Consider the following 13974-nt stretch of genomic DNA (forward strand, 5'->3'; position numbering starts at 1 on the left):
GTCAGAGACACCTCCTCCCACCCACTCCGCGTCCCGTACCCCAGGAGCACCATGACCACGTCAGTCGTCCTGTTCACCCGCGACCTGCGGCTGCACGACCACCCGCCGCTGCGCGCCGCTCTCGACGGTTCCCGGGCCGTCGTACCGCTGTTCGTCCGGGACCGGGCCGTCGACGCCGCCGGTCACGCCGCGCCCAACCGGCTCGCGTTCCTCGCCGACTGCCTGCGGGACCTGGACGCGGGGCTCCGGGAGCGGGACGGACGGCTGGTCGTCCGCTCCGGCGACCTGGTCGAGGAGGTCTGCGCCGTGGTCGGCGAGGCGGACGCCGACGAGGTGCACATGGCGGCCGACGTCAGCGCGTACGCCCACCGGCGCGAGGATCTCCTGCGGGCCGCTCTGAATGCGCGCGGCTGCCGGCTGCACGTCCACGACGCCGTGACCACCGTGCTGGCGCCGGGGGCCGTCACCCCCGCCTCGTCCGACCACTTCGCCGTCTTCACACCGTACTTCCGCCGTTGGGGCGAGCGGCCGGTACGGGCCGTCCTGGCCGCTCCCCGAAGGGTCCCCGTCCCGGACGGCGTCGGCTCACGGCCGCTGCCCTCCCGCCGCGACCTGCCGGGACTGTCCCCGGGACTGCCCGCCGGCGGTGAGAGTGAGGCCAGGAAACGGCTGACGGCCTGGCTGCGAGGCGGCATCACCGGCTACGCGGACCACCACGACGACCTGGCCGGCGACGCCACCTCGCGGCTCTCCCCCTACCTGCACTTCGGCGCCCTCTCCGCCGTCGAGCTGGTCCACCGCGCCCGCCGCAGGGGCGGACCCGGCGCCGAGGCGTTCGTACGGCAACTGGCCTGGCGGGACTTCCACCACCAGGTACTGTCCGCACGTCCGCACGCCTCCACGCTCGACTACCGCACCCGGCACGACCGCTGGCGCACCGGGGCCGGGGCCGAGGAGGACGTCGCCGCCTGGAAGAACGGGCGCACCGGCTACCCGATCGTCGACGCCGCGATGCGCCAGTTGCGGCACGAGGGCTGGATGCACAACCGCGGCCGCCTGCTGACCGCCTCCTTCCTCACCAAGACGCTCTACGTGGACTGGCGCGTCGGCGCCCGGCACTTCCTGGAGCTGCTCGTGGACGGCGACATCGCCAACAACCAGCTCAACTGGCAGTGGGCGGCGGGCACCGGCGCGGACACCCGCCCGCACCGCGTCCTCAACCCCACCACTCAGGCACGCCGCTTCGACCCCGACGGGGTGTACGTGCGGCGCTGGGTGCCCGAACTGGCGGGCCTGGAGGGACGGGCCGTGCACGAGCCGTGGCGGCTGCCGGGCCCGGAGCGGGCCGCGTACGGCGCCTATCCCGACCCGGTCGTGGACCTCGCCGAGGGCCTGGACCGCTTCCGCCGCGCCCGTGGACTCGACTGACCGACGGTCGGGACACGCGTGCTCGGGACGCCGCGTACGGGTCCCCGGGCGCGTACGCCTCGCGCGCGGCCGTCAGTCGAAGGGGCTGTTCGGCGTACGGGTGCCGGGGCTGTCGGGGCGGGCCGTGTGGTCCGGGTGGCCGCGGGTCCGGCGGGCTTCCTTCATCTCCGCCTCGTACAGGTGGTCGCGGCCCTCGGCCAGCCGGTCCACCGCCTCACGCTCCAGGTCCCTGAACTCCTGGTAGTACGTACGGTCGTAGGCCTCGACGATCTGGAACGTCCAGTGGCCCGGAATGACGTTGCGCCCGAGGATCTCCCTCTCGACCCGCTGCGCCCACTCCGTGTGCCCCGCCTCGCGCAGCAGCGTCACCGCGCGGTCCAGTTCCAGGTCCGCCGTGCCGGTGAGCTGGTGGAAGGAGAACAGGTGCCCACGGGCTCGCTCGGTCGTCTCCAGCGCCTTCGACAGGGAGCCGAGTGCTTCCACCGTCTCGTCGCTCACGCCCTCGGGGCGCCGGTGCGGATCTTCCATGCCGTGGCGGTTCCTCTCCGTACCCGGGGTCGGTGCGCGGTGTGCGGTGACTGCGGGCGGGGTCACACCGACGGGTCGTGACCCCAGTTCATGAGCGAATACCGCCAGCGGGTGTCCTGGACGTCGCCCGAGGGACGCTGTGCCAGGTGCCGGTGGATGTAGCCGACGACCTCGCGCATGTGGCGGTAGTCGTCGTCCGAGAGGTCGCCGGTCTTCGTCCGCAGGATGCCGACGATCCTGCGTCCGGACGCGTGCCCGGTGGACTCTCCCCCGTCCTTGTGCTGTCCGGCGTCCCGGGAGCGGTCGGAGGCCAGCCACTTCTCCAGCTCGGCCGGCGTCATGTTGACCAGCTCGTGGAAGCCGGCCCGGATCTTCTTCCGTTCCTCGCCGTCCACGCCGGCTCACTTCCTCTTCTTCTTCAGCGCGGACGGCTTGTGCACCGCGGACTTGCCCGACTTGTCACTGCGGACCTGGTACTGCGGGTCGTCGGGGGACGCGTCCACCGTGCGGCCCGCGGCCTCGGTCCGCTCGGTGATCTTCTTCTCCACCTCGCCCTCGGTCCGGTTGCCGTGGGTGTTCCAGGCGACCTTGTCGCCCTTCTCCGGGCCCTCGCGCTTCTCGCGGTTCCTCGCCATCTCGGTACTCCTTCGTCTGCCGGTCGTTCGCGGAGACCGGAGAACGGGTCACATGGGAAAGCCGTTACTCCGGTGGTTCGTGGTAAGCCCGTCCTTCGGACGCGTTCCGGCCCGCAGATCCGCCAGGACGTCCCGGGCCGCCCGGCTGCCGGAGGCCAGGGCCCCCTGGACCGATCCGGTGGCGCGGTGGTCCCCGCACACGTAGCGGCCCTCGGCCCAGCGGGTGTCGCGGTTCAGCGGCCACGGGGGACGCATCGCCGGAAGGGCGCCCTCCACGGTGTACGTGGCGACCGGGTGCCAGTCGGCCGTGTCGGTGCCGTACAGCCGCGCCGCCCGCCGCCGGACGGCGCCCTCACCGTCCGGCGCGTCCGTGCCCAGGACCGACGTGGCGACCAGCGCGGTGCCCGGCGGCCCGTAGGCGGGGCTGACCTCGGTGAGCACGCAGGTGTTGAGGACGGCGAGTGTGCTGTCGACGACGAGGGTCGGCTCGGGCAGCGGTGAGCGGTCGGTGGCGTGGTAGTAGGTGGTGACGGTCCGGCCCGGCGGCACGTCGAGCCCTGGCAGGAGGCGTGCCGCGGTGGCCGCGTCGGTGGCCACGACCACGGCGCCGGCCGGTCGCTCGGTGCCGTCCTGCAGCAGCACACCCGCGTCGGTGAGGCCGCGGACGGGTGATTCCAGCCGTACGGTGCCCTCGGGGAGCCGGGCGGCCAGGAGGCGCGGCACACCGCCGATTCCCCGGGCCGGGAGACAGAGGGTGCCGCGGGCCATGCTGCGCCACACGAGGTGGAAGAAGCGGGCCGACGTCTCCAGTTCCGGCTCCAGGAACACGCCGGCCAGGAAGGGACGCAGCAGGTTGTCCACCGCGTCGCGGGACAGTCCGCCGCGCGCCAGGGCCTGGGCGGTGCTCCGGTCACGGCCGCGTTCGAGCAGGGCGGTGGGGGCCAGTACGTCCTTCGCGGTGAGGCCGGCCAGCGCGACGAGGTCCCGGGCTCCCAGGGCCCGGCCGGGCAGCAGGCCGCCGGCCTCTCGCGGGCGCCGCGTCGGGTCGGTCAGGCGCACGACGCCGGACGGCGTGTGGGCCAGTACCCCGGGGGTGAACGGCCGCAGACGCAGCCTTCGCAGCGGCAGCAGCCGCCGGACCTGGGGGTAGGCGGTGTTGAAGACCTGGAAGCCGCGGTCCAGGAGGAAGCCGTCCCGGCGGTCCGTGCGCATGCGCCCGCCGACGTCGTCGGAGGCCTCGTGGACCGTGACGCGCAGGCCGGCGCGGGTGAGGTCGAAAGCGCAGGCCAGCCCGGCGAGGCCGCCCCCGACCACGAGGACGTCCGGTTCCCGGCCGTGCCCGTCGTTCACCATGCGCGCTCCTTCCGGCTCCTCAACAGCCTGACCCTCGTACGGGGGTCGCACCACTCGGGCGGGACCCCACCGGCCGGTCGGGCGGGCCTGGCCCACCGACACCACCGTCGTCCTCGGTCCCACCGGCCAGGGCGTCACCAGCACCGTGCTGCACGACGTGGACGGTCCCGTCGGACACGCGCAGCAGATGCTCACCGTCCGTCCGCAGCCGTGACCGGCCGAGGGCGCCGAGGGCGGGGCCCGCGCCCGAGGCGTCAGCCCCGGCCGGCGGGCGGGTCGGCGAGAACGCCGTTGAGCAGGCCGGTGGCCTGGCCGACTTCGATCAGGTAGCCGTCCGGGTCACGCAGGTAGCACCGCAGTTCGGCCTTGCGGTCGATCGGCGGAGTGAGGAACTCGGCGCCCAGCGCACTCCATTCGCGGTAGCAGCGTTCGATGTCGGCCACCCGGATGTTGAGGAAGCTCGTGGCCGTCCCGGGATCGGCCGGCGGACGCAGCGTGACATCGGGTTTGTCCGGGGTCGGCCCGCCGCCGGGGTTCATGATGAGCCAGCCGTTCGCGAGCTTGACGATGCACGGGTTCTCCGCGAGCACCACCTCGCCGCCGAGCACGTCACGGTAGAAGGCACGAGAGCGCGGCACGTCGGCCACGGTGAGGAAGTGGGTGAGCAGCAGTCCGGACTCCGGTGCGGGCAGGTCTTCGCGGAGCATGCTTCGGTCCCCCACGCTTGTGTGACGGGTTTCCTCCATCATGGACCGCGGTCGCCCGGACGGAAAGACGATCAAGAAGGTGCGAGAACCAGCCGCCCCGCATCTCGCCCGCTTCCGGTCTGCGGTGCGCCTCCGCCCTCATCGGCAACGGCAACGGCAACGGCAACGGCGGACGGTAGGCGGACGGCGGTAGGCGGTCGGCGGTAGGCGGGCGCCACGGCGTGCCGGTGGGCCCGGTCCGCGGGACGGGCTGCGGCCGTGACGGATGCGGTCGACCGGGCCGACGGCGTCGAGGTACGCCGCCCGCATCGTGCCCGGACGGTCGCGGTCACGAGGAAGCCGCGCTCGGCTCCCGCTCGCCGAGCGACGGCCGAGACGCTGATCGGCGTGCTGTTCCTCGCGGCCTGCGGCCACGCCGCGTCTGCCCCCAGGGCTTGAGGAGCGAGATCACCGTCATGAAGACATACGCGGACAGCGAGACGACCGGCCCGAACAGCACCTCCCCCGCGTCGGGCAGCGCCCCGCCCGCGGCGACCGCGGCGACGGCCGAGTTCACGCCCGGGCGCAGCGCGAAGACCGTGGCGGTCGTCGTGGCCAGCGTCAGCCAGAACTTCGTGTACACCCACCGGTGCCGGGCCAGCCCCCACGGGGTGCCCAGGGCCAGCACCACACCGCTCGACAGGGTGAGGAAGGCGAGGGGCAGCAGGAGCCAGTCGGCGAAGAGCTTCATGCCACGGACACTGGCCTCCACGGTCACCGGGGAGGCGGTGGTGGCGGCGGTGACACCGAGCGCCAGCAGGCCGAGCGAGAGACCGAGCCAGCCGGCGGAGGCGACGACATGGACGACGAGGGAGGCCCGGCGTGCGGGACGGCTGAGTTTCACCCCACCCACGCTGCCGGGCGACGGCCGTGAAGACGTCCGGCGACGGGAGTAACCGCGCGTACTGACCCGGGCGTACGCGGCGAGGAGCGCCGTGCCCCGAACGGCGCAGTCCCTCCTCTCCCGCCCTGCGGGGCGCCCTGGCGCGCCCTAGGCTGGCGAGCGTCTCCAGGAAACGCCACTAGGAGTTCTCATGCGCCTGCCCGTCGAACTCAGGCATGTCGCCCCACGACTGGCCACCGGGGCCTTCATCCTCAACTCCGGGCTGTCCAAGCGCGGGGCCGATGAGCAGACGGCCGCCATGCTGCACGGAATGGCGAAGAACGCCTATCCGTTCCTCGACAGGATGCAGCCCCAGACCTTCGCCAGGCTGCTCTCCGCCGGTGAGACGGCGCTCGGCGCCGCACTGCTCCTGCCGGTCGTGCCGACGGCCGTGGCGGGCATCGGCCTGACCGCCTTCTCGGCCGGGCTGGTGGGTCTGTACCTGCGCACACCCGGCATGCGCGAGGAGGGCAGCCTGCGCCCCACACAGGAGGGCACGGCCCTGGCGAAGGACACCTGGATGCTCGGCATCGGGATCGGATTCGTCGTCGACGGGATCACGCGCCGGAGCCGGTGAGGCCACAGCGCGCCACATGACCGCGACGGTAACGGCGAGCATCACCGGCATTAACGGGAAACCACGGAATCCGTCATGCAGCGTAATTCCGTTCAACTTTCGCCGAATCAACGCCGAATCACTGCCGAAACACACGTCACATCACTATGCTGAAACCGCTTCGCCGAGTTGGCGCAGCGGCTGCCGACGTGCCCGGGGAGGGGCACCGACCGCAGTCGTCGGGGGTGCGGAGAAAATCGGGGGAACGGCAGGTGCTGTTCCTGCCTCGAGTATTCGAGTATCTCGAGAGGTCGATCAGACCCCGTGGCGAGCCCATGTGTCTCGCCATCCCCGGCATTCGTTCGACGAAAGCTGAGGAATTCTCGTGAGACGTGTGACCTCCGTACTTCTGTCCCTGAGCGCCCTGCTGGCGACCTCCGCCCTGGTCGCCCCCGCGGCCGGAGCCGCCCCGGGTGCCGACCGGCCGGCCGCCGTGCCCGCCGGATGGGAGGCGGTGGACGCGGGCGACCTGGCGCGGATCACCGAGGAGAGCGACGCCCGGCGGGCCCCGCTCGCCGCCCCGGACGCCGCCCTCGCCGCGGAGGCGGAGCCCGAACTGCTGGCCATGCAGTCGGTCCGCAACGGCCGCTTCGTGGCCACCGAGGTCAATTACGCCGCCCCCAACACCGGTGCCCTGAGGGCCCGTTCGGAGGAATTCGGCGGATCCTGGGAGAGCTTCGCCTTCGAGTGGGACGAGGCCAGCCAGACGTACACCCTGAAGTCCCTGGCCAACAACCGCTACGTGGCGGTGGAGAAGAACTTCACCGGCAGCGCGCAGAACGTGTTGCGCGCCCGCTCCACGAGCGTGGGCGGCTGGGAGCGGTTCATCATGTACTACAACGAGGACCTGGACCGCTGGGCACTCCAGTCCACGCTGAACGGGCTCTTCGTGACCATGGAGAACGGCTACACCGGATCGCTCCAGTACGCGCTGCGCGCCCGTTCCACCGAGATCACCGGTTCCTGGGAGGAGTTCGTCCTGTACGACCTCGGCGCCTGACGCCCGCCGAAAAGGCTTACCGGTGCCCGCGCAGAACTCGGCACCGGTGAGCCCTTTCGAACCGGACCCGGAATTCCCGGTGGCGCGAAATCGCCTTGCGGGGCGGTGATGCCGGCACGACACTGAACATTCTCCGTATGTTCCTGTCACCACTTCGAACCCGCCGGGAATCGCCCGGAGCAGAGGAGCCGGCGCCGGTGCCCGGAAAAGACGAAATGGCTCCCTCGGAATGAGCCCCGCCACACCGCCGTATCCGGCCCGGGGCGCCGCTTCGTACTGGGAGCCGGTGTGGCAGCGGGGCAGGCGCTTCCGGGCCATCGACCGCACGGAGACCGAAGCTCTGGGCCGGCACCTGGGCACCGGCCGCGGCCGGCCCGCACTGGACATCGGCTGCGGCGAGGGAGCGCTCACCGCGCACCTCGCCGCACTCGGCTACCGGTCGGTCGGCGTCGACTGCTCCCCCACCGCCGTGGCCTTGGCCCGCACTCGGCATCCGGCCGCGGACATCCGGGTCTTCGACTTCGACGCCGACGACGCCGCTGGACTCCCCCACCCCGCGTTCGCCGTCATCACCTGCCGGCTCGTCTACCGCTGGGCCGCCGACAAACCCGGCTTCCTCTCCCGCGTGCGCGCTCTCCTGGCACCCGGCGGCGTCTTCTGGGTGGTCACCTCCGTGCACGACCCCGCCCGGGGAGCCCCCAGGTCCTGGGACTGCGACGCCCCCGACGTGGAACTCCTCACCACCGGCTGGTCGAGGGTCGATGTCCACGAGCTCGATCCGTCCTTCCACTGCTACGGCCTGCGCCCCTGACCCGGTCCGCACGACCGGCTCCGGGGATTCCCGGCTGCGGAGCTCCTCGACGCCGGCACGGTACGGCAGGGCCCGGCAGGCGCGTTTTATCCCGTTCTCCCTGGCAACCCGTGCGGAGTATCTCCACGTGCAACGAGGTGAGAACCATGCTGGTGCTGGGTCTCCTGCTCATGGCGGGCGCCGCCGCCTTCGCGGGGCTGCTGATCGCGGACAACCTGTCCGGCGGTCCGGACTACACGGTGTCGCTGCTGGGGAGCGAGCCATTCACGATCAGCACACTCGGGGCGTTCCTCGGCGGTATCGCGCTGACCTTGATCTTCGGCCTGGGAATGTGGATGCTCCTGGCCGGAACGGTGCTGGCGCGCCACCGCGGCAAGAGGCGCCGCAGGGACCGGGACACCGCCAGGCGAGCCGCCGCCGAGCGCGACGAACTGGCCGGCCGGATGGAGGACGAGGGCGGCAGCAGCACGACGGGCGAGACGGCAGGACACCGCCCGGCGGCCTCCCACCGGCCACAGTGGCTCCGGCTCCACGGCCGCTGACCGGGTCGTCAGGCACGCCCCGTCGCGGCGGAACGCGCTGCTCCCAGCGCGGCGCCCGGCCCTCCGGTCCGGTCCGCACCCGCCGGCGCCGCGGGCCCACCGTACGAGCCGAGGCTCGAGACGCAGGGTGCGGCCGGATAGTATGGGAGGCTGCCTTCCCCCGCGCAGGGCCGGACATCGCAGGGGGTTCCGCAGCGGTCCACCGGGCCCCGTCTCACCAGGAGAGCAACCGCCTTGTCCCAGCACGCCCCGAACGCCGCCGACCCCGACCTGCAGGCCGACTGCGGGAACTGCTTCGGACTGTGCTGCGTGGCTCTGCCCTTCGCCCGCTCGACGGACTTCGCCGCGAACAAGGCCGCCGGCACCCCGTGCGGCAACCTCCGGCAGGACTTTGGCTGCGGTATCCACGAGCGGCTGCGAGACAGCGGTTACAACGGTTGCACGGTCTTCGACTGCTTCGGGGCCGGGCAGAAGGTCTCCCAGGTGACTTTCGCAGGCCGTAGCTGGCGTGAGGAACCGGCGTCGGCCCGCACGATGTACGAGGTCTTCCCGGTCATGCGGCACCTGCACGAGCTGCTGCGGTACACCGCCGAGGCCATGGACCTCCCGGCCGCCCGGCCCGTACGCCGCGCTCTGCGTCGCGCCCACGACCGGATCGACGCGATGACCCGGGACACGGCCGAGTCGCTGCTCGCGGTCGACACGACGGCGTTGCGCGGGGAAGTGAACGTCCTGCTGCTGCGGGCCAGCGAGCTTGCCCGCGCCGAAGTGCCCGGCCGCAAGAAGGACCACCGTGGCGCCGACCTCATGGGCAAGCGGATGCGGAACGCCAAGCTGCGCGGCGCCGGCATGCGCGGCGCCTGCCTGATCGCCGCCGACCTGTCCGGCGCGGACCTTCGGGGAGCGGATCTCATCGGAGCGGACCTGCGGGACACGAACCTGTGCGGGGCGGACCTGACGGGAGCCCTCTTCCTCACGCAGCCGCAGCTCAACGCCGCCCGGGGTGACTCGGCGACCAGAATCCCGGCGGCCCTCCAGCGGCCCGGGCACTGGGCGGCGTGAACCCCCGGACCACGTCGACCGCGGTCGTTGCTGCGTAGCGACCGGATCCGCGAGAACGCCGACGTGGTCGGCAGGTGGGTCACCGCGGACGGTCACATCCGTCAGGAGCTGCCGCCGGACGGACGCTACGACGAGGCCCGGGGAGACCGGCACAGTGCGTACGCCGGCCGGTACACGGTGACCGGCGACCACCTCGATTACGTCGACGACACCGGTTTCACGGCCACGGGCGACATCCGGGACGGCGTGCTCCACCACGAACACCTCGTTCTCTACCGCACGCCCCGGTGGCGTTCTCGCGGCAGCGACCGGAGAGCCGGCCTCCGGAGAGCGGGTGGAGGTGAGGGTGCCGGCGTCGTGGCGGCGCACGGTGGCCGGCACGCCCTCCTCGAGTGGGATGGCGAGAGGAACCCCGGCCGCCGCACGGCTGGGGTTCCTCGAAGCGGTGGTGTCGGTCAGCAGGTGGAACCGATCCGCCGTGAGCCGCTCACCCGCACGCCTGCGGACCGCACCACACCACGGTCACCGTGAACCGGGAAGGTCAGCGTTGCAGGGTGAGGACGCCCGGCCGCCACGGCAGCCGGTTGTATTCGCCGCCCGCGTTGGGGTCCTTGCCCTGGTAGAGGAACTGCAGGTTGCAGGGGTCGATGGTCATGGTCTGGTCAGGGTTGTCGCGGACCAGGTCACCGTGGCTGATGTCGTTGGTCCAGGTGGCGCCGCTGTTGGCCTTGCCCGCGAAGGGGTTGCTCTCGCTGGCGGCCTGCGGGGTCCACGAGCCGCTCAGGCTGGAGGCCGTGAAGGAGCGGAAGTAGCGCCCGTTCGCACCCATCGCCTCGACGATCATGAGGTACTGGTCCTGGCCCTGGACCTTGTATACCTGTACGCCCTCGAAGAGGTTGGCCTTCGTGTCGCTCATGATCGTCGTGTACGACGAGCCGAAGTTGCCCGGGAAGTTCCCGATCGGCATGCTCGCCCGGTAGATCTTGCCGTTGTCACCGGCGAAGAACAGGTACATGTTCTGGCCGTCGGCGATCAGGGTCTGGTCGATCGGACCGGTGTCGGAGCCGGAGATGCTCCCGGTGAACAGCGGCTGCGCGGAGGACCAGCCGTTGGGGTTGGTGGGGTCGCTCGACGTGCGGTACATGAAGGCCGCCGGACCCCACTGGTAGGCCAGCACCCAGATGTTCCTGGGCGCGAAGTAGAACAGCGTGGGCGCCACCGCGGCCTGACTCATACCGGTCTGGTCGGCCGCCGCCATGTCCGACCAGTTCGTGAAGGGACTGAACACCATCGAGCCGTACGACGATCCCGAGAAGTTGGACGCGTAGACCAGATGCTTGCCGTTGTGCGTCACGGTGGTGAAGTCCTTCACCGCGGCCCACCCGTTCGCCGGCTGTGCCAGCACGCCCGTCGACGTCCAGCGGTACGTCGACGGAAGGGAACACGGGCCGTCCGTCGGCGGCGTCCCGGTCAGACCGGTCCACTTCTGGTTGCTGCCGCCGTTGCACGTCCAGAGCTGCACCGCCGTGCCGTTGGCCGTACCGTTGTCCTTCACGTCGAGGCACAGCCCGGACTCCACACCGACGACCGTGCCGTCCGCGTTCACCCGCCACTGCTGGTTCGCCGCACCGCTGCAACTCCAGATCTGTACCCGGGTACCGGCCGTGGTGGCGTGGCCCGGAACATCCAGGCACTTGTTGCCGTACACGGTTAGCTGGTCGGCGTCCGTCAACGTCCACTGCTGGTTGGTTCCGTTCCAGCAGTCGTAGATCTGCAGGTAAGTGCCGTTGGTCTGACTGGCGCCCGGCACATCGAGACACCGCCCCGAACCGGCACCGCGCAAGGCGCCACTGGTGGCCGCCTGGGCCGGAGTGGTGACGAGCATCGCCGCCAGCGCGGCCAGGGCCGCGACCACGGCGGCGAGCACCGCGGACGGATGCCTGCGGCTGAAACTTCCTCTGTGCATGGGGACTTCCTCAACCTTGAGTGGGCGGTTCCGGTCGGCCTTGTCAGGGCTTGCCCGGACTGTCGGTGTGGTGCGGCGGCTGCGGCGCCGGCCGGTCCCGCCGAGTGCCTGGCGACCGGGTGGCACGGCCGAAGAGGGCGAGGACAAAGATTGGCGAAGCCATGACATACGCATGCGACACGACTCCCTGCGATCCACTTTCGAGCGGTGCGACCCGGAGTTGCCCTGCTGTGCGACGGAGCGACTTCGACGCGTTCGTGATATCGAACGAGAGTCGAAGCGTCGAGCAACCTGAATGATAGGGAGTCAGTGAACGGCGTCAATACCTCTCGCATGCATCGCTATCGACACCGAAACATTCGCGAGAACACATGCGCGAAACGTCGCACGTCACACCGGCCGCGTCGCGCAGAGGCGGCGGAATCCACCACCCTTCGCACTCAGGGCACCGATGCGCGGGGCAACCCTACGACCCCCACCGATGGCGACGCCGGGATTGGCCGATTCACCAGAGCGTCGAAAATTTCGAGCACATGACAGAAACTTTTCTCGCGGGGAGTATTGACGATCATCGTTATTACCTCAATCATTCCTGTCTGAGAAACCGGCCACAGCTCGATATGTCGAACCGCACGGCCTCGGGCAGTCCAAAAGATCGTCCCGTCCCATGACCGCGGTGTCCGGTGATTCCGTGGTGCCCGGGCTCCGGCCCGCCCCGTCCGTCCATCGGTCCGTCCGTCCATCCGTTCGTCCGTCCATCCGTTCGTCTGCCGAATGGGAGCGGACGACGCGATCCCCCGCGCTTCGATCCTTCCGTGATTTCCACCTTGGAGGCACAGTCATGGGCTCGTATGCCCTTCCCAGACCCGTCGTCCGCCGGAAGATCCGCGGCCTGCTGTTGGCGCTGGTCGTCGGCGCCCTCGGTACGGTCACCGCACTGGCCACGCCACCGACCGCACACGCCGCCGAGAGCACGCTCGGCGCAGCGGCGGCGCAGAGCGGCCGCTACTTCGGCGTCGCCATCGCCTCGGGCAGGCTGGGCGACTCGACGTACACGTCGATCGCCAACCGTGAGTTCAACTCGGTGACGGCCGAGAACGAGATGAAGATCGACGCCACCGAACCGCAGCGGGGCCGGTTCGACTTCAGCGCCGCCGACCGCGTCTACAACTGGGCGGTGCAGAACGGCAAGGAGGTGCGCGGTCACACCCTGGCCTGGCACTCCCAGCAGCCCGGCTGGATGCAGAGCCTCAGCGGCAGCGCACTGCGCCAGGCGATGATCGACCACATCAACGGCGTGATGGCCCACTACAAGGGCAAGATCACGCAGTGGGACGTCGTGAACGAGGCCTTCGCCGACGGCGGTTCGGGAGCCCGGCGGGACTCCAACCTGCAGCGCACCGGCAACGACTGGATCGAGGTCGCCTTCCGCACCGCGCGCGCCGCCGACCCGTCCGCCAAGCTCTGCTACAACGACTACAACGTCGAGAACTGGACCTGGGCCAAGACCCAGGCCATGTACAACATGGTGCGGGACTTCAAGCAGCGCGGCGTGCCGATCGACTGTGTCGGCTTCCAGTCGCACTTCAACAGCGGCAGTCCCTACAACAGCAACTTCCGCACCACCCTGGAGAACTTCGCCGCCCTCGGCGTCGACGTGGCCATCACCGAACTCGACATCCAGGGCGCCTCGCCCACGACCTACGCCAACGTGGTCAACGACTGCCTGGCCGTCTCGCGCTGCCTCGGCGTCACCGTCTGGGGTGTGCGCGACAGCGACTCCTGGCGATCCGAGCAGACGCCGCTGCTGTTCAACAACGACGGCAGCAAGAAGTCCGCCTACACCTCCGTCCTCAACGCACTCAACGGCGGCTCCACCACGCCCCCTGCGGACTCCGGGCAGATCAAGGGCGTCGGTTCGGGACGCTGCCTGGACGTACCCGGCACCAGCACCACCGACGGCACCCAGCTCCACCTGTGGGACTGCCACAGCGGCACCAACCAGCAGTGGACGTACACCGACGCCGGCGAGCTCAGGGTCTACGGCAACAAGTGCCTGGACGCCGCCGGCACCGGCAACGGATCCAAAGTCCAGATCTACGGCTGCTGGGGTGGCGACAACCAGAAATGGCGCCTCAACTCCGACGGGTCCATCGTCGGAGTCCAGTCCGGCCTCTGCCTCGACGCCGTCGCAGGCGGCACCGCCAACGGAACCCTGATCCAGCTCTACTCCTGCTCGAACGGCAGCAACCAACGCTGGACCCGCACCTGACCGGACCCGCCACAAACGAAGGGGCGAATCGATGACGGCCTACGGTGCGGCTGCTCCGGCCCCTCCAGGACGACATCGTTGATGGTCCCGGGTCGCCGCCGTGGTGGCGGCGACCCTCGCGATCGGTGCACC

General features: G+C 70.7%; 14 protein-coding genes and 2 pseudogenes. 9 read left to right on the forward strand and 7 right to left on the reverse strand.

From position 1 onward, the window contains the following. The first annotated feature begins 51 nt into the window (after positions 1–51). Positions 52–1428, forward strand: coding sequence for a cryptochrome/photolyase family protein (locus tag B1H29_RS03665; protein WP_055421133.1), 1377 nt, complete (start codon positions 52–54; stop codon positions 1426–1428). A 72-nt stretch (positions 1429–1500) separates the two neighbouring features. On the opposite strand, the gene B1H29_RS03670 is transcribed toward B1H29_RS03665, so the two are convergent. The 4 genes from B1H29_RS03670 to B1H29_RS03685 all read right to left on the reverse strand — a co-directional run bounded on the left by B1H29_RS03670 (position 1501) and on the right by B1H29_RS03685 (position 3944). Beyond that, entirely contained in the window at positions 1501–1956 is a 456-nt protein-coding gene (locus B1H29_RS03670) for a hypothetical protein (protein ID WP_055421132.1), read from the reverse strand. Between the two features lie 62 nt (positions 1957–2018). Continuing rightward, the gene (locus B1H29_RS03675) at positions 2019–2351 is read right to left on the reverse strand and encodes a DUF3140 domain-containing protein (RefSeq protein ID WP_055421131.1); all 333 of its coding nucleotides are present in this window, start codon (positions 2349–2351) and stop codon (positions 2019–2021) included. A 6-nt stretch (positions 2352–2357) separates the two neighbouring features. Then, positions 2358–2591 carry a DUF2945 domain-containing protein gene (locus tag B1H29_RS03680; RefSeq protein ID WP_055421130.1) on the reverse strand — a complete coding sequence of 78 codons (234 nt, stop codon included), beginning with the start codon at positions 2589–2591 and terminating at the stop codon, positions 2358–2360. 48 nt (positions 2592–2639) lie between these two features. Continuing rightward, a complete protein-coding gene (locus tag B1H29_RS03685) occupies positions 2640–3944 on the reverse strand; it encodes an NAD(P)/FAD-dependent oxidoreductase (RefSeq protein ID WP_055421129.1) in 1305 nt (434 codons plus the stop codon). An 88-nt stretch (positions 3945–4032) separates the two neighbouring features. On the opposite strand from B1H29_RS03685, the pseudogene B1H29_RS39075 reads away from it, so the two are divergent. Then, a pseudogene (locus B1H29_RS39075) lies at positions 4033–4158 on the forward strand (thioesterase family protein); the annotation flags it as partial. Between the two features lie 40 nt (positions 4159–4198). On the opposite strand, the gene B1H29_RS03695 reads toward B1H29_RS39075, so the two are convergent. Next, positions 4199–4651 carry a VOC family protein gene (locus tag B1H29_RS03695; RefSeq protein ID WP_055421128.1) on the reverse strand — a complete coding sequence of 151 codons (453 nt, stop codon included), beginning with the start codon at positions 4649–4651 and terminating at the stop codon, positions 4199–4201. Positions 4652–4979: 328 nt separating this feature from the next. Then, the gene (locus B1H29_RS03705) at positions 4980–5534 is read right to left on the reverse strand and encodes a DUF2269 domain-containing protein (protein WP_079159999.1); all 555 of its coding nucleotides are present in this window, start codon (positions 5532–5534) and stop codon (positions 4980–4982) included. A 190-nt stretch (positions 5535–5724) separates the two neighbouring features. Between B1H29_RS03705 and B1H29_RS03710 the strand changes: the two genes are divergently transcribed. The 6 genes and pseudogenes from B1H29_RS03710 to B1H29_RS03735 all read left to right on the forward strand — a co-directional run. Next, positions 5725–6150 carry a hypothetical protein gene (locus tag B1H29_RS03710; protein WP_055421126.1) on the forward strand — a complete coding sequence of 142 codons (426 nt, stop codon included), beginning with the start codon at positions 5725–5727 and terminating at the stop codon, positions 6148–6150. A 373-nt stretch (positions 6151–6523) separates the two neighbouring features. Beyond that, positions 6524–7189: a fascin domain-containing protein gene (locus B1H29_RS03715; protein ID WP_055421125.1), complete on the forward strand. Its 666-nt coding sequence runs from the start codon at positions 6524–6526 to the stop codon at positions 7187–7189. Between the two features lie 229 nt (positions 7190–7418). Beyond that, positions 7419–8000, forward strand: coding sequence for a class I SAM-dependent methyltransferase (locus B1H29_RS03720; protein ID WP_055421124.1), 582 nt, complete (start codon positions 7419–7421; stop codon positions 7998–8000). A gap of 146 nt (positions 8001–8146) precedes the next feature. Then, positions 8147–8542, forward strand: coding sequence for a hypothetical protein (locus tag B1H29_RS03725; RefSeq protein ID WP_055421123.1), 396 nt, complete (start codon positions 8147–8149; stop codon positions 8540–8542). A gap of 234 nt (positions 8543–8776) precedes the next feature. After that, entirely contained in the window at positions 8777–9604 is an 828-nt protein-coding gene (locus B1H29_RS03730; protein ID WP_055421122.1) for a pentapeptide repeat-containing protein, read from the forward strand. Positions 9605–9634: 30 nt separating this feature from the next. Further along, positions 9635–9883 (forward strand): annotated as a pseudogene (locus tag B1H29_RS03735) (Atu4866 domain-containing protein); the annotation flags it as partial. Between the two features lie 262 nt (positions 9884–10145). Here the strand turns inward: B1H29_RS03735 and B1H29_RS03740 are convergent. Beyond that, positions 10146–11570 (reverse strand): non-reducing end alpha-L-arabinofuranosidase family hydrolase, encoded by a 1425-nt coding sequence (locus B1H29_RS03740; RefSeq protein WP_055421121.1) that lies wholly within the window; start codon positions 11568–11570, stop codon positions 10146–10148. Between the two features lie 841 nt (positions 11571–12411). Here B1H29_RS03740 and B1H29_RS03745 point away from each other — a divergent pair. Further along, entirely contained in the window at positions 12412–13842 is a 1431-nt protein-coding gene (locus tag B1H29_RS03745; RefSeq protein WP_055421120.1) for an endo-1,4-beta-xylanase, read from the forward strand. Positions 13843–13974 lie beyond the last annotated feature (132 nt).

Source organism: Streptomyces pactum, assembly GCF_002005225.1.
GTDB lineage: Bacteria > Actinomycetota > Actinomycetes > Streptomycetales > Streptomycetaceae > Streptomyces > Streptomyces pactum_A.

Bases quoted from the DNA above. Each gene is read 5' to 3' on its own strand.
- B1H29_RS03665 (WP_055421133.1), top strand. From the start codon at position 52: ATGACCACGTCAGTCGTCCTGTTCACCCGCGACCTGCGGCTGCACGAC.
- B1H29_RS03670 (WP_055421132.1), bottom strand. From the start codon at position 1,956: ATGGAAGATCCGCACCGGCGCCCCGAGGGCGTGAGCGACGAGACGGTG.
- B1H29_RS03680 (WP_055421130.1), bottom strand. From the start codon at position 2,591: ATGGCGAGGAACCGCGAGAAGCGCGAGGGCCCGGAGAAGGGCGACAAG.
- B1H29_RS03685 (WP_055421129.1), bottom strand. From the start codon at position 3,944: ATGGTGAACGACGGGCACGGCCGGGAACCGGACGTCCTCGTGGTCGGG.
- B1H29_RS03695 (WP_055421128.1), bottom strand. From the start codon at position 4,651: ATGCTCCGCGAAGACCTGCCCGCACCGGAGTCCGGACTGCTGCTCACC.
- B1H29_RS03710 (WP_055421126.1), top strand. From the start codon at position 5,725: ATGCGCCTGCCCGTCGAACTCAGGCATGTCGCCCCACGACTGGCCACC.
- B1H29_RS03720 (WP_055421124.1), top strand. From the start codon at position 7,419: ATGAGCCCCGCCACACCGCCGTATCCGGCCCGGGGCGCCGCTTCGTAC.
- B1H29_RS03725 (WP_055421123.1), top strand. From the start codon at position 8,147: ATGCTGGTGCTGGGTCTCCTGCTCATGGCGGGCGCCGCCGCCTTCGCG.
- B1H29_RS03740 (WP_055421121.1), bottom strand. From the start codon at position 11,570: ATGCACAGAGGAAGTTTCAGCCGCAGGCATCCGTCCGCGGTGCTCGCC.
- B1H29_RS03745 (WP_055421120.1), top strand. From the start codon at position 12,412: ATGGGCTCGTATGCCCTTCCCAGACCCGTCGTCCGCCGGAAGATCCGC.